General features: G+C 67.7%; 9 protein-coding genes and 1 pseudogene. 3 read left to right on the top strand and 7 right to left on the bottom strand.

Going from position 1 to position 15,151, the window contains the following annotated elements:
• Positions 1 to 655: 655 nt before the first annotated feature.
• The gene (locus tag AB0H32_RS40540) at positions 656 to 892 is read left to right on the top strand and encodes a hypothetical protein (RefSeq protein ID WP_361132068.1); all 237 of its coding nucleotides are present in this window, start codon (positions 656 to 658) and stop codon (positions 890 to 892) included.
• Between the two features lie 455 nt (positions 893 to 1,347).
• Here AB0H32_RS40540 and AB0H32_RS40535 read toward each other — a convergent pair whose 3' ends face one another.
• The 5 genes from AB0H32_RS40535 to AB0H32_RS40515 are packed head-to-tail and all read right to left on the bottom strand — an operon-like array spanning position 1,348 to position 7,258.
• Positions 1,348 to 2,346, bottom strand: a complete 999-nt coding sequence (locus AB0H32_RS40535; RefSeq protein ID WP_361132065.1) for a LacI family DNA-binding transcriptional regulator — start codon at positions 2,344 to 2,346, stop codon at positions 1,348 to 1,350.
• A 22-nt stretch (positions 2,347 to 2,368) separates the two neighbouring features.
• Complete coding sequence (locus tag AB0H32_RS40530) at positions 2,369 to 4,123, bottom strand: glycoside hydrolase family 36 protein (RefSeq protein ID WP_361132063.1); 1,755 nt, start codon at positions 4,121 to 4,123, stop codon at positions 2,369 to 2,371.
• A 2-nt stretch (positions 4,124 to 4,125) separates the two neighbouring features.
• On the bottom strand, positions 4,126 to 4,986 hold the full coding sequence (locus AB0H32_RS40525) for a carbohydrate ABC transporter permease (protein WP_361132060.1): 861 nt from the start codon (positions 4,984 to 4,986) through the stop codon (positions 4,126 to 4,128).
• A complete protein-coding gene (locus AB0H32_RS40520) occupies positions 4,983 to 5,912 on the bottom strand; it encodes a sugar ABC transporter permease (protein ID WP_361132057.1) in 930 nt (309 codons plus the stop codon). Before AB0H32_RS40520 ends, AB0H32_RS40525 begins: the two co-directional genes overlap by 4 nt.
• The gene (locus AB0H32_RS40515; protein ID WP_361132054.1) at positions 5,909 to 7,258 is read right to left on the bottom strand and encodes an extracellular solute-binding protein; all 1,350 of its coding nucleotides are present in this window, start codon (positions 7,256 to 7,258) and stop codon (positions 5,909 to 5,911) included. Before AB0H32_RS40515 ends, AB0H32_RS40520 begins: the two co-directional genes overlap by 4 nt.
• Positions 7,259 to 7,448: 190 nt before the next feature.
• Between AB0H32_RS40515 and AB0H32_RS40510 the strand changes: the two genes are divergently transcribed.
• Entirely contained in the window at positions 7,449 to 9,416 is a 1,968-nt protein-coding gene (locus AB0H32_RS40510; RefSeq protein WP_361132051.1) for a hypothetical protein, read from the top strand.
• 925 nt (positions 9,417 to 10,341) lie between these two features.
• On the top strand, positions 10,342 to 14,319 hold the full coding sequence (locus tag AB0H32_RS40505) for a beta-galactosidase (protein ID WP_361132048.1): 3,978 nt from the start codon (positions 10,342 to 10,344) through the stop codon (positions 14,317 to 14,319).
• Positions 14,320 to 14,385: 66 nt separating this feature from the next.
• Here the strand turns inward: AB0H32_RS40505 and AB0H32_RS40500 are convergent, their stop codons facing one another.
• Positions 14,386 to 14,664, bottom strand: a complete 279-nt coding sequence (locus AB0H32_RS40500; RefSeq protein ID WP_361132046.1) for a hypothetical protein — start codon at positions 14,662 to 14,664, stop codon at positions 14,386 to 14,388.
• A gap of 55 nt (positions 14,665 to 14,719) precedes the next feature.
• Positions 14,720 to 15,151 (bottom strand): annotated as a pseudogene (locus tag AB0H32_RS40495) (hypothetical protein); the annotation flags it as partial.

The raw sequence follows: 15,151 nt of genomic DNA, 5'->3' as shown, positions 1-15,151 counted from the left end.
TCTACCCCCCCCTCACCCCCACCACCGGTGCCAGAGGCCCCGCGGGTCCCCGGCGCCCGGGGGACCCCGGCACAGGAGCCCGACGGCTGTGACACCGAGCCACCGCCCTGGCTGCAAGAACACCCCGGCGCTGAGATCATCCGCGAGGACCGGGCCAGCGCCTGCTCCACCGCCATCCGCGAAGCAGTGCCCGACGCCCGAGAGATCGCCGACCGATGGCACCTGCTGAACAACCTTGTCCGCCGCAGTCGAGAAGACCTGTCATCACCACCGTTCCTGCGTGCGCAAACAGGCTGACGTCGAAAAAAGAGTCTGCACCCCGGCAGATCATCAATCCTCTGCCGCCGCCGACGCTGCCGTCCAGGAAGATCGCTGTCCGGACCGTCGACCGGTACTCCGACATCCACCGCCTGCTCCGGGAAGGATGCTCCGTCTCCGCGATCGCCCGCCGCCTGCACCTGGACCGCAAGACCGTCCGCCGCTTCCGCGACAGGGACCTCGACATGCTGCTGGCCTCCGCTCGGATGGGGCGTCCCAAGGGCGTGCTGGAGCCTTTCACCGAGTACCTGACCGAGCGGTTCACCGGCCGGGTGACCAGCCCGATCGCCCTCTACCGCGAGATCCAGGAACGCGACCACCAGGCAGTGACCTGCCCGTGCGCCGCTACGTGGCGGGATTTCGAACCGGCACCGTCGATCCCGCCCGCGGCGCTATCCCCAGCCCACGCAAGATCACCAAATGGATCACGCCTGCCGTCACCGCCGGCCTCACCCTCCAGTCGAGCTCGGGCATGGTCGAGGACCACGTCAACCGCATCAAGACCATCAAGCGAGCCACGCACGGGCGAGCATCGTTCCACCTCCTCCGCACCCGGATCCTGCTCCGATCATGACCTGGGAATTCACGGAATGTGGCCCGCTCTCCTTCCCGGGGGTGACAGGCCGGGCTGTGGGGGAGCAGGGCCAGGCGGTGAGGCGTCGATGCACCCTGTTGGTGCATGTCCATGCCGGGTTGCTGTGCAGGGGTGGCAGGTGTGGGACCGTGAGGGCAGGCCTGGCCCGTCGCTTTCCCCCGTAGCGGCGGGCCAGCCCTGTTTGGCTGTCGAGGAGGGTGATGGGGGTTCGGGGCAGACGGTGAGGCGTGCGGCGAGTACGGTCCGTTCGGCGGGGTCGGTGGTGAGCTGGTAGCGCACTTTGTCGGCGACCCAGCTGGTGACGTACGTGCACCAGCAGTCGGCGTACGGCGGCAGCCACGTCGACAGGTCCTGGTCCACCTCCCGCCCCGCGTGACCGCATGACAGGGATCACACCGGTGGGGAATGCGCTGGGCAGAGCGGGTTGCGGGGCTTCAGTCCTTGCGCACCGGCGCCGTCGAAGCCCGGATCAACAGTTCCGGGTCGAAGAGCAATTCGCCGTGGGGCACCTCTCGCCCGGCGGCGAGCGCCTGTACGCTGCGGCCGACCTCCAGGGCGAGGCGGTCGGCGGGCTGGCGGACCGTCGTCAGGGGCGGGTCGACGAACTCGGTGATCATCGTCCCGTCGTAGCCCACGACCGAGACGTCCTCGGGCACCGACTTTCCCTGCCGCCGCACTCCCCGGATCGCGCCGAGGGCCATGTAGTCGCTGGCTGCGACGATCGCGGTGGCACCCAGCTTGAGCAGAGCGGCCGCGGCGGCCTGGCCGCCCTCCACCGTGTAGGACTGGCGGATGACCAGGCTGTCCGCCGATTCGATCCCGCGCCGTGCCATGGCGTCGATGAATCCCCGCACGCGCCGGTCCGCGGGATGGTTGCGGACCGGGCCCGACGCCATGCCGATGACACGGTGGCCGAGCCGGTACAGATGGTCGACGGCCAGCTCTGCGGCCACTGCGTCATCCGTGGAGAACACGGGCGCGGACACCTCGGGGGCGAACTCGCCGTTGATGCCGACGTACGGGATGCCGCGTGCGCGGAGCATCTCGTACGTCTCGGTGTCCGCGCCCTCCAGGGTGTTGGACACCGAGAGGAAGATGACGGCCACGATGCCCTTGTCCACGATCGAGGTGATGAACTCGCGCTCCTGCACGCCACCGGGAAAGGCGGGGCACAGGACGGCCTTGAGACCGTGTGGGGCGAGTGCCGACTCGATGCGTTCGGCGACATCGGCGAAGAACGGGTTCGAGACGTGCTCGGTCATCACCGCGACCAACTGGCCTTGGACGGGGCGCTCGTAGCCCAGTTCCGCCATCGCGCTCTCGACCGCTTCACGTGTCTTCTTCGCGACTCCCTGCCGCCGGTTGATGACGCGGCTGACGGTCGCTTCGCTCACTCCGGCCAGAGCAGCTACCTCGACGATGCCGACTTTCATGCACTCCCTTTCGTCGGGTGGCTCACGAACTTCTCCGGACAACGGCCAGTCCCATCCGTGGCACCGGCAGGCTGTGCAGACCGGGTGACAGATCGATCCGGCCACGGTCGATCATACGACCGTTCGGGGCGTGGACATCGATGTCCACGACGGCTCCGGGATCCTGTACATCCACGACGAGACGATCCACGTCGGATGCGTTGACCAGCACTGTTTCCTCGAACGCTGTAGGCCGTAGGGATACGGCGCGCTCGCTGTGCACGCTCACCACGCTCACGCCGTCCGCGGATGACTCCACCAGGGAGTAGAGGTCGTCGGGGCGGCCCGGCTCGACGCGCCCGTCCAGCAGCTGCGGCCGCAGACGTCGCCACTGTCCCAGCCAGAAGCCGAGCGCGTCGAGCTGCTCCGGAGGCAGACTGTCCAGCCGGACGGACAACTGAGGCACCGAGTGGAACGCGCCGATGAGCTGGCGTACCGCCGCCTCCAAAGGCGCGGATGGATCCCACAGCAGCATGTCCGAGTGGACGGTGCCGCCCACGGCGAGCAGTGAGGTGTCGATGGTGCGGACCCGGTTCGCGGTGGCGTCCGCCGGACAGTCGAAGGACCGCAGCATGTTGCCGTAGGCCGCCATGCCGGGGCCGACGTAGGGCTGCCGCAGTTCGAGGAGCAATTCGGGGCGTACCGTTTCGAGAGCGGTACGCAGGTCGGTGAGCAGTGCGGTGAGCGCGTGCCCGATGTCGCCGCCGCCGTCGCCTGCGTAGACCATCGCCTCGTCGATGAAGTCGACCTTGAGACCGTCCAGTCCGTGGTCGCGCACGAGCGCCGTGCACATCTCGACGATGTGGCGGCGCACTTCCGGCCGCCTGGGGTCGAGTACGTACGCGCCGGGTGCGCGGGCGGGGGCCGGAGCGGACGGGGCCCACTGCGCGTAGCAGCCCGCGGCCGGGCCCAGGAGCAGCGGCGCGATCCACGCCATGTACCGCAACCCGGTGGCCTTGACCCGGGCGACATGGCCCGCGAAGTCGGGGAACTTGTCCGTGTCCGGCAGCCAGTCGCCGCAGCCGGCGTAACCGCGCCCGCTGCCCAGGCGCTGCCAGCCGTCGTCGAGGATGAGCACGCCGCAGCCGAGTCGTGCCGCCAGTCGGGCCTGCGCCTCGACGGCCTCGGCGTCCACCTGCTGGTTGAAGGCGTACCAGGTGGAGTAGACGGGCAGGCGGGCGGACTCGGGAACGGGCATGGCCGGCGTGGTGGCCGCGTACCACCCCCGTAGGGCCCTCATCGCCGTCGCCACCGATTCGCTGCGCGGTACGAACAGGATGCGGTGCGGTCCGGGCGAGGCGGGAAGTGTCATGTGCACCACATAGGTGTCGTTCTCCTCCGAGACGCCGAATCGCAGCTGGACTTCCGGTACAGGGTCGGCCGCGGAGAAGGCGAGCATGGTCGCGCCGGTGTGGTCGTACAGGCAGCCTGTGGCGAGCCCGTCGACGAGACTGACCCGGGCACGGCCCTCCCAGTCGGCGAGCAGCGTGCGCCGCCATCCCGCCTGGGGGTGCCAGTACCCGGCCGCGTCGCCGAGCGGCACCGACAGCCGGATTTCGACGGGCTCGCCGGTTGCCTCGACGTGCAGCACGCTCAGCCCGTCGGAGCGCTCGGTCAGGCTCCATTGCGGATCGGCGCCGGACGCGAGCACGGCGATCTCCACCTGATCCAGTAGCGGCTCGTACGTCGCCGGGTCGAGCTCGGCGGTGGTCACAGCGTCGGAGGACAGGGTGCTCACGTCTACTCCTTTACGGCCCCGGCGAGCAGGCCGGAGACGAAGTGGCGTTGCAGGACGAGGAAGACCACGGCCATGGGGATGGCGGCGAGGGCGGTGCCGGTGAGGATCGCCCCGTAGTCGGTGTCGTTCACGCCCTGGAGTGCGGCGAGCGCCACCGGAACGGTGAACGAGGTGTTGTCACGCAGGACGATCAGCGGCCAGATGAAGTCGTTCCACTGGTAGAGGAAGAGGAAGATGCCCAGAGCGGCGAGTGCCGGCTTCATGGGAGGCAGTACGACCTGGAGGAAGAGGCGCAGTTCTCCGCAGCCGTCCATCCGTCCCGAGTCGAGCAGTTCGTCGGGGAGGGAGCTCATCGACTGGCGCATCAGGAAGATGCCGAAGGGCAGGGCCAGGTTCGGCATGATGACGGCCTGGTAGGTGTTGAGCCACTGTAGTTCGGCCATCATCTTGAACAGTGGCACGAGCGTGACCTGGGCGGGAATGACCAGGCCCAGCATCAGCACGCCGAAGAGCGGGTCGCGGCCCTTGAAGCGGTACTTGGCGAAGGCGTAGCCGGCCAGGGTGCACACCGCGCCTGCGCAGAGCGTGTAGATGCCGGCGATGAGCAGCGAGTTCAGGACGACGCGGTCGAAAGCCGCCGTCTTCCGGAGGCTGGACAGGTTCTCGGTGAGATGGCTGCCGGGCAGCAGCGGTGGGGGTGAGTCGAAGATCTCGCGGGAGCTGTGGGTGCTGGCGACGACCAGCCAGTAGAACGGGATGGCGACGGCGGCGAGAAGGATGGCGAGCCCGGAGGTCAGCAGGATGCTGTTGCGGCGGTGACGGGCCTGGGTCGCGGTGCGAGGCCGCTGCGGACGGGTCTTCATGCTTTGTCTCCCAGGACACGGAACTGGATCAGTCCGAGGACACCGATCAGCAGGGCGAGCACATAGGCGATGGCCGAGGCGTAGCCGAAGTCGAAGTACATGAAGGCGTTCTGGTACAGGTACACGCCGATGGTGAGCGTGGCGTTGTCCGGTCCGCCGCGGGTGAGAATGTACGGCTCGTCGAAGATCTGCAGGGTGCCGATGGTGGACAGCACGGTGGTGAGCAGGATCGCGGGCCGTAGCCCCGGTAGTGTCACATGTCTGAAGACCTTGCCGGGACCGGCGCCGTCGACGGCGGCCGCGTCGTACAGCTCCTTGGGGATCGTCTGCAGTCTGGCGAGCAGGATGACTGCGTTGTATCCGGTGTAGTGCCAGGTCAGCGCGATGCCGAGGGAGAGCTTCGCCCAGAGCGGGTCGGTGAGCCAGGGGACCTTGCCGATGCCTACGAGGGACAGCAGCCAGTTGACGAGGCCGTACTGCTCGTTGAGGAGAACGGAGAAGATGACTCCGTAGGCGACCAGGCCGGTGACCATCGGCATGAAGAAGCCGAGGCGGAACACCGCGCGTGCGCGCATGAGCGTGGAGTTGAGGGCGACGGCCAGTGCGGTGGCGAGGGCCAGCATGACGGGGACCTGGATCGCCAGGATGACGGCTGTGTTCTTCAGGGCCGTCCAGAACAACGGATCGTGCATCAGGCGGGTGTAGTTGTCCACCCCGACGAACCTGTCTACGCCTTCGACCGTCTTGAAGAGGCTCAGGGCGAAGGACCAGCCGATGGGATAGAGCTTGAACGCGGCGAACAGCACCAGGGCGGGGAGGACGAAGAGGTACGGGGCGAGGTGGCGCCCGGTCAGTCGCGCCGGCCGACTCTTCCGGCCTGTGTCGGCGCGCCCGGTGGTGCGGGGTACGGAGACGGATGTGGTCATCGGACGACCTTGCGTCCCGTCTGCTCGGCGAGCCGGTCGGCGGCCTGGCGCAGGACCGATGCTGGGTCGGCGCCCTTGAGGAGCACCTTGGTCTGGGCATCGGTGACCACTTTGAGGGCGCGGGCGTAGTCGGAGGAGTAGTTGAACGCCGGCTGGGGGGCCTTGAGGGCTTCGAGGAAGATCTCGCCCTTCTTCTGGCCGCTGAAGAACTTCGACGGTGTGTGGAACACGGGGTCGTCGTATGCCTTCATCAGTGCGGGCGCGATGCCCTTCTTCTTGTAGATCGCGACCTGGGACGCGGGCCGGGTGAGGACGAACTCGATGAAGTTCCAGGCGGCGGCCTGGTGCTTGCTGCTGCCGGAGACGGCGAGGTGGGTGGAATTGACCGTGGCGGCGTGGGTGCCGCCGCGGCGCACGGCGGGCGGCAGTCGCACGCCCCACTTTCCGGCCTGGTCGGGAACGGACTCCTCGATGATGCCCCCGAACCAGGTCGGCCACGGCAGGACGGCTGCAGTGCCCTTCTTTATGGAGCTGATCAGGGCGTTCCAGCCGCCGGAGAGGTCACTCACGAGTCCGGCGTCGTTCATCCGCTTGATGATCGTCATCGCCCGGACGGCCTCGGGTGAGTCGAGTGTGATGTCTCCGTCGTGGTTGAAGTAGAAGCTGCCCTGCAGCTGGAGCAGCATCTGGAAGAAATTGGCGGCGTCCGTCTGCGACGCGGGCTTGTCGATGCCGAGGAGGTGGGTGCCCGTCTTCTCCTTGATCTTCTTTCCGGCTTCTATCGCGTCGTCCCAGGTGTCGAGGGCGGTGACGTCGACACCGGCCTTCTCGAAGATGTCGGTGCGGTAGTAGAAGCCCGCCGAGTTGGCCTCCCAGGGCAGCGCGTCGACGCGGCGGCCGTCCGGGGCCACGGTCTGCCACAGACCCCGGGCGAAGGCGTTCTTGTACTTGTCCGCGCCCAGTTTGCCCAGGTCGGCGAGTCCGTTCGGGAACTTCTCGACGTACCCGGGCAGATAGTCGACGCCGATGTGGAGGACATCCGCGAGTCCCGCTCCCCCCGCTGCCAGCCCGGTGGTGATCTTGTCCCAGATGGCGGGGTTGCCGATGTCATGGACGTCGACTCTGACGTTTGGGTACATCCTGTTGAACGCGGGGACCAGGGCGCGCAGTTCGGCAGCGGGGCCGGCCCAGCTCCAGACCGTCACGGCACCTTTCGTGCCGTCGCCTGCCGCGCCCGTGCCTGCTCCGACGTCCCCCGATCCCGAGCAGGCCGTGAGGCTCCCTACGCCCGCCCCCAGGGCGAGCGCACCGCCCGTTCTCAGGACACCGCGACGATCGACATTCATGACGGACCACCTCTGTTCTCACAGCGGACTGGGTGACGAGCAGGACGTTAGCCATCCGGCATCACACTTGCAATATTTCAATGAAAGTTTTCAGCCGCAACGTCAATCATTTTTTGGCATAACCATTGCAAGGCTTCATGCCCGTTGCTAGCGTCCACGCACCCCGATCCCACCGGAGAGTGGAGCCGCCATGAGACCCACCCGCCCAGGACGTCTGAGCCACATAGCCGCCCTCGCGATGCTCACCCCGCTCACCCCCTTGGTCATGAGCAGCCCGGCAAGCCCAGCCGAGGGAGCGCCCGCGGCGCTGACCGTCACGAACCCCGGCTTCGAGCAGGACCAGACCGGCTGGACCTTCGGCTCCGGAACCGGGGTCGCCACCAACCTGCCCCACAGCGGCAAGAAGCTGATCTATCTCGACGCCGGCGCGGGCAGGCAGGTCTCGCAGACGATCACGGCCGGCGCGGCGGGCACCTATGACTTCTCGGCATGGATCGCCACCGGCGGCCCGGGCGGTAGGTTCACCGTGCGTGTCAACGGCACGACGGCCGGATCCGTGGACCTGCCCAGCCGGTCCGGATATGCCCGCTACACCGTGAGCCGGGTGCCGCTGGAGTCCGGTGACCAACTGGAGATCGCCTTCGAGTCGGGCAGCAGCTGGGTCAACGCCGACGATGTCATGGTCTCGCCCGCGGCTCCGGCGGACCCGGTCGTGACCTCCTCCGACCCCAAGATCGTCGAGATGTTCGCCTGGGCGAAGCGCAAGGCCAACAGCTGGGTGCAGCTTCCCGGTGTGGAGGGCCCCCTCAACGTCGACGAGGGCCACACATCAGGGACCGGAACCGGTACGTACGGTCCGTCCTACTGGGCCGGCTACGCCCACCGCAGCGCCTACTACTCACGCGACATGGTCCACCAGCTGGCGGGCGCGGCCGTCCTCGGGCTGGACGCCGAGAACAAGAGCATGCTCGAGGCGTTCGCGGCCTCGTCGACGGCGGAACACATGTACTTCCCCGTATGGGCCATGAACTTCGACAACAGGACCTACCTGTCGATCGACTACCACGGCCCGTCCGACTTCGTCCGCGAAGTCCCCGCCGGCTTCGAACTGGTGGAGAAGGCCAACCAGGCCTACCGATGGACCGGTGACAGCGCGTACGTCCGCGACACCACCCTCTGGAACTTCTACCGGCACACCACCGATCAGTTCGTCTCCCTCCACGACGACAAGAAGCCGAACGGTGTCGCCGAGGGCACGGGCCAGGGCATCTTCGCCGGAGCCGCCAGCTACGACGAGGGCGGAGACGAGCATCTCGCCGAGGCCGGTGACGCCATCGGTTCCCAGTACCAGGCCTACCTGGCCATGGCCGCCCTGGCGAAGAACCGGGGCGACAAGAGCCTCGCCCGTACGTTCACCCGCAAGGCAGAGGATCTGAAGTGCTACTTCAACTCGACCTGGAGCGGCACCGGTTCGGGCGGTGACATGGTCCGCGCCTACACCACGGACGGCAAGGCGGTCACCGGCTGGGGCAAGGAGAACAGCTGGTTCATGCCGATGAAACAGATCATCGAGCCAGGCCCTCGCAATGACGCCTACCTCGACTTCATCGACCAGCAGGCGAGCGGGAGCGGCAAGCCATCCAACGTCGAGGCCATCTCGTACCTGCCGGACACCTTCTTCGCGGGCAACCGCAACGACACGGCCTGGAAGTGGATGCAGTACGTCTACGACCAGCGCAACACCCAGCACCCGGTGTCGAGGCAGGGCCCGAACGGTGACTACCCGGAGGTGTCGTACACCTTGGTCGGCCAGACGGTCCAGGGCCTGATGGGCGTCTCACCCGACGCGCCCGACCACGCTCTGTCGACCCAGTCCCGGCTCCCCTCCGGAACCGACTGGATGCAGATCGAGGATCTGAAGATCGGCGACAGCACCTTCACCCTGCGGCACGACGGGCCGACGACGTCGAGGCTCACGCACACCGCCGGAACGCACGCGTACAAGTGGGAGGCCCGCTTCGTGGGGAGCCACAAGTCCGTCAAGGTCAACAACGCGCCTCGCAAGGCACGCACGAAGGTGGTGAACGGCGTGACCTACACCTATGTCACGGTGACGCTCGCGCCCGGCCGTTCGGCGACGGTCGAGGTGGGCGACTGAGTCCACGAGGGGGCGGCGTACGCGTACGCCCACGCCGCCGAATCCGGCCGAGGGTGTGGGCACGCCTCCCCCGGCGACTGCCCGCTCCCGCCCGAAACGGGGAGGCGGCGACCATGGGTCGCAAGAGGAACCCCATCAGCACCGACAACCCCTGCCAGGAGCACATCGCGCTCATGCTCCGCGAACTCCTGGACGCGGCCGGGCGAGCCTTCGGGCAGTTCGCGCCGCGCGCCGGCGGCATCTCCCGCGTCACCCTCCAGCGCGCGGCATCCGGCGCCCACACGCTCAGGGAAAGGACCCTCACGGCGTTCGCCGAAGTCTGCGCCTCCCCGGGGCGGAGACCCTCCAGCGCATGCGAAGTCCGGCCCGCATCCACGAGCGCGGCATCCTGCACATCCTCGGCCCGGCCCCGCAGCCCTCGCCGATCAGCGGCTGGCGGGACCCCAGCCGCACCGTCGAGCACCTCTACTCCCGCCTCGGCCACGAAGACTTGGCCCGTCGCACGACGCGGCGGGCCTGGGTTGTAGACCGCGAAGGCCCGGATCGCCGGGAAACCGCAGAGCTCGGCGAAACACGTGTAGCTCCGGTCGGCTTCCGCGCCTCGCGATACAGAGAACGGCGTCCAGGGTCTTGCGCGGCACCGGCCGGCCCGCAACACTCCTCACGCCAACAGATTCGCACATAATTCAAACCAATGAAGTCACCGATCTTGATGTGTTTCGGTTGCATTCGGCGGTTGATGATCGATCTTCCGTGGAGGCGCGAGATGAATGTTCATGGCCCGGGTCGCCGGGCAGCGCGAGGTCGTTTGGCGATCGCTACGGCCATTGCCCTGGTGTGTTGGATGGCCGTCGGTGTGTACCCCGCGGTGGGCGCCACTTCTACGTCATCCGCGTCTGCCGCAGCCTCGCCCACGACACATACGGTGACGTACGACGGCTACTCGTTCCTGATCGACGGGAAGCGGACGTACCTGTGGTCGGGAGAGTTCCACTCCTTCCGGCTGCCCAGCCAGGATCTCTGGCTCGACACCCTGCAGAAGATGAAGGCGGCGGGCTTCAACGCCGTGTCGCTGTACTTCGACTGGGGCTACCACTCCCCTGCGCCCGGCGTGTACGACTTCACTGGTGTACGCGATGTGGACAAGCTGTTGGACATGGCCAACGACCTGGGCATCTATGTGATCGCCCGGCCGGGTCCGTACATCAACGCCGAGGTCGACGGCGGCGGCTTCCCCGGCTGGCTGTCCTCGCGAGCGGGCAACACCCGCACCTCCGACCCGGAGTACATGAAGTACAGCGCCGAGTGGCAGACGCAGATCGACCGCATCATCAAGCGCCACCAGCTGACCAACGGCACCGGCTCGGTGATCGAGTACCAGGTGGAGAACGAGTACTACCACGGCACTGCGGCCGGCCGTGCGTACATGGGCCAGCTGGAAAAGCAGGCGAAGGACGACGGCATCACCGTGCCGCTGGTCGGCAACAACAACGGCACCTTCAACTCCGGTGACGCGGCTCTCGACGTGGATGGCGCCGACTCCTACCCGCAGGGCTTCAACTGCTCCAACCCCACCAAGTGGAACGGCGTTCCCGACATCAGCTACGACCACGTGCCCGGCAAGCCGCTGGTAACCGCCGAGTTCCAGGGCGGCGCCTTCGACCCGTGGGGCGGCCCGGGCTACGACAAGTGCGCGCAGCTGATCAACGACCAGTTCGCCGATGTGTTCTACAAGCAGAACATCGCGGTCGGCGCGACGTCGCAGAACTTCTACATGACCTACGGCGGCACCAACTGGGGCTGGCTGGGCATGCCCGAGAACTACACCTCCTACGACTACGGCTCCGCCATCCGTGAGAACCGGCAGCTCGACCCGAAGTTCGACCAGGACAAGCTGATCGGCTACTTCACCCAGGCCGTCGCGCCGCTCACCAAGACCGACTCACTGGCCGCAGCGCCCATCGACAACCCGAAGATCGTCGACACTGCGCGTATCAACCCCGACACCAGCACCCAGTTCCACGTTCTGCGGCACGCCAACTCCACCGCCACCACCAGCGACAGCGCCCACGCGACGATCGACCTGGGCGCCCACGCCGGGTACACCTACGACGACCCCGACCCCGTGCTCTCCTACTCGGGCTCCTGGTCGCACGTCGGAGCGGAGCAGAGCTACACCGACGGCGACTACAAGCACACCGAGTCGTTCTCGAACACCGCCGGGGACAGCGTGACCGTGCCCTTCACCGGCACCGGCGTGAAATGGATCAGCAGCCTCGACAAGAACCACGGCACCGCCGATGTATACCTCGACGGCACCAAGGTCAAGACCGTCGACACCTACGGCGCGTCCAAGCAGAACCAGTACACCGCCTACCAGGTGAGCAACCTCACCGATGGACCGCACACCCTGAAGCTCGTGGTGACCGGCACCAAGAACGCCGCCGCTTCGGACACGTTCGTGTCGGTCGACGCCATCGACGTCGCCACCGGCGCCGCTGCGACCGCGCCCGTCTACACCGTCCCACAGCAGCCTGGCACCGCCCTCACCCTCAACGGCCGCGAGTCGGCGATCATCGTCGCGAACTACGACCTGGGCGGCAACCAGCTCCAGTACTCCACCTCCCAGATCATGACCAACGCCACCATCGGCGGACGCGACATCGCCGTGCTCTACGGCGCCAAGGGCACAGACGGCGAGACGGACCTGCACTACAAGTCCAAGCCGACCGTCACCACCACCGGCGGAACCGTCGACACCACCTGGGACCCGGCCACCGGCGACCTGCGCCTGAACTACAAGCACGACGGCCTGACCCGCGTCAGCATCACCGGCGCCAGTCACCCGCTGACCTTGCTGCTCGCCGACACGCCGACCGCCAAGACCTTCTGGCGCCAGGACACCCCACAGGGTCCGGTGCTGGTCCGCGGCACCCACCTGCTGCGCGGCGCGGCCTACTCCCATTCGACGCTGAACCTGACCGGCGACGTCGACACCGACGGTTCACTTGAGGTCTTCGCCGACGCCGACTCCGTGACCTGGAACGGCAAGTCGGTCCACACGAAGGGCTCGGCGAACGGCAGCCTCACCGGCACCGTCCCCACCGCGGCAGCCATATCCCTGCCGGCGCTGACCGGCTGGAAGCACACCCAGGAATCCCCCGAGGCGCAGCCCGGCTTCAACGACTCCTCCTGGCAGGTCGCCGACAAGACCACCACCCACAGCACCACACAGCCAGGCAGCCTGCCCGTGCTGTTCGCCGACGACTACGGCTTCCACACCGGCAGCACCTGGTACCGCGGCCGGTTCACCGGCACCGGCAAGGAGACCGGCATCACCCTGGGCACACAGAGCGGCGGCAAGGCCGCGGCCTCCTCGGTCTGGCTCAACGGCACCTTCCTGGGCAGCTCCACCACCGACGGGCAGAAGACCTACGACTTCCCCAACGCGCTGGTCAAGAACGGCGCCGACAACGTGATCTCCGTCCTCACCGTGAACATGGGCCACGAGGAGGACTACGACGAGTCCAACGGCAACAAGGCCGCCCGCGGCCTGACCGGCGCCATGCTGACCGGCGCCCCGATGAACACCATCACCTGGCGGCTGCAGGGAGTCCGCGGCGGTGAGACCCCCGTCGACACCGTGCGCGGCCCGCTGGCCACCGGCGGCCTGTACGGCGAGCGCGCAGGCTGGATGCTGCCGGGTTACCCCACCGACAACTGGACCCCGACCACCCTGCCCGCCACCGACCACACCTCCGGCGTCTCCTGGTACACCACCGACCTCGCCCTCGACCTGCCCAAGGGACAGGACACCTCGCTGGGCCTGACCATCACCGACGACCCGTCCCGCAAGTACCGCGCCGAGATCTATGTCAACGGCTGGCACATGGGCAACTACGTCAACTACCTCGGCCCGCAGAACAGTTTCCCCGTCCCCAACGGCATCCTGAACCCCAACGGGAACAACCGGATCGCCATCGCCGTATGGAACCTGGACGGCTCCACCGGCGGCCTCGGCAAGGTCGCGCTGACCAACTACGGAAGCTACGCATCCTCACTCAAGGTCACCCAGAACGACAGCCCCCGCTACGACAAGACGCAGTACGCCATGCCGGCCGCCGCACAGGACGCGACGGTCGCCCTCAAGGTGCCCGGATCGTCCGGCGCCGGAAAGACCTTCACCGCCACCGCGACCTTCCAGGTGCCCGCCAACGCCTCCACAGCCACCGGCGTGACGGCGAAGCTCACCGCGCCAGGCGGCTGGACGGTCACCCCGAAGCCCACACCCACCGGCGCGCAGAAGGTAACCCCCGGCAGCTCCGTGACGTTCAGCTGGGACGTCACCACCCCCACCGACATGGCGAAGACCAACGTGCTGAAGGCAACCGCCACATTCACCCAGCGCCACCACTCCGCCACCGCCACCGACCAACGGATCGTCGCCACCGCCCCGCCCCCGCCGCCGGCCGGGGCCGATCAGGTCAGCGACCTGCCGTTCCTGTCCGCCAGCAACGGATGGGGCCCGGTCGAACGCGACCAGAGCGTCGGCGACACCGCGGCCAACGACGGCAAGCCACTCAAGCTCGGCGGCACCGTCTACGCCAAGGGTCTGGGCACCAACTCGCCCAGCGACGTACTGGTCTACCTCGCCGGGCAGTGCAGCAAGTTCACCGCCACCGTGGGCGTCGACAACGGCGACAACGGCACCGTCACCTTCTCCGTCCTCCTCGACGGCAAGGTCCTCACCACCACCCCCGTCCTGAACGGCAAGTCAACGCCCGTCACCATCGACGTTCCCGTCACCGACGGGCAGGTCCTCGACCTGTCCGTGGGAGACGGCGGCGACGGCAACGGCAACGACCACGGCGACTGGGGCAATCCCACACTGACCTGCACCTAACCCCGACATGACCTGGTGCGCCGGGTACGGTCGGACACCCGGCGCACCACCGTGTCGCAGCCCGCCTCACCAGCCTCGGGCTGTCACGAGGCGGGCTGTCCGAGGCTTGATCACAAACGCGAGAAGTGCTCCTGCCCCGAGCCACAGCACGAAGTCCCCGACTTGCGCCGAGGTTGCACGGTTGCACTGCACATCGACGACCCGCAGCCACTGCCACCAGTGCAGCAGGTCATAGGAGTGGCTGCGCACACTACCGGTCCGGTCTTCCCGGGCGATGAAGTCGATCAGGAACCTGCGGACCGGTTGTACGGCCTTGCCGTCTTCATCGAAGACGAGCCAGGGCACCGCGCCTGGGTCCGCGGCCACCCTCCCCCATCGCGGGAGCTGGACGGCCCGGCCTTCACGGGTCTACTCGTTCAACTCCGTCGCGGACCCTCGTCGTTCGGATGCGCAGTGTCCAACGACTAGGCCAGGTGGGGGACGTGCTCCGGCCCGGCATGTCCTCCGGCAGTGCGGTCAACGACTCGGTGCCGGCCTTCTGCACAGCCGATGGCGATGCGGCGGGTCCGGCGGGCGGGTTGGCGTAGTCGGCGAGGCTGGCGATGAGTTCGCGGGCTCCGGGGGTGTCCAGGACGACATCCTGGACGCGGGGGTTGAGGCCGTCGAGGTCGAGGATGTGGCGGGCGGCGGCCGGGGCGCGGAGGCGGTCGCGAACGTCCTCGATCCGGTCGGCGACGGGCGGGACGGGCTGGCGTCCGGGCCGGTGGACAGGTGTAGGTAGCCGAACGAGATCAGGCGGATCGGGGGCAAGGGTGCCTCCTGCTCGGTGGTG

Source organism: Streptomyces sp. NPDC020362, from assembly GCF_040642095.1.
In the GTDB taxonomy this organism is placed as follows: Bacteria; Actinomycetota; Actinomycetes; order Streptomycetales; family Streptomycetaceae; genus Streptomyces.
Note: the sequence above shows the minus strand (reverse complement) of the source record. Positions and strands in the feature narration are given on the sequence as shown.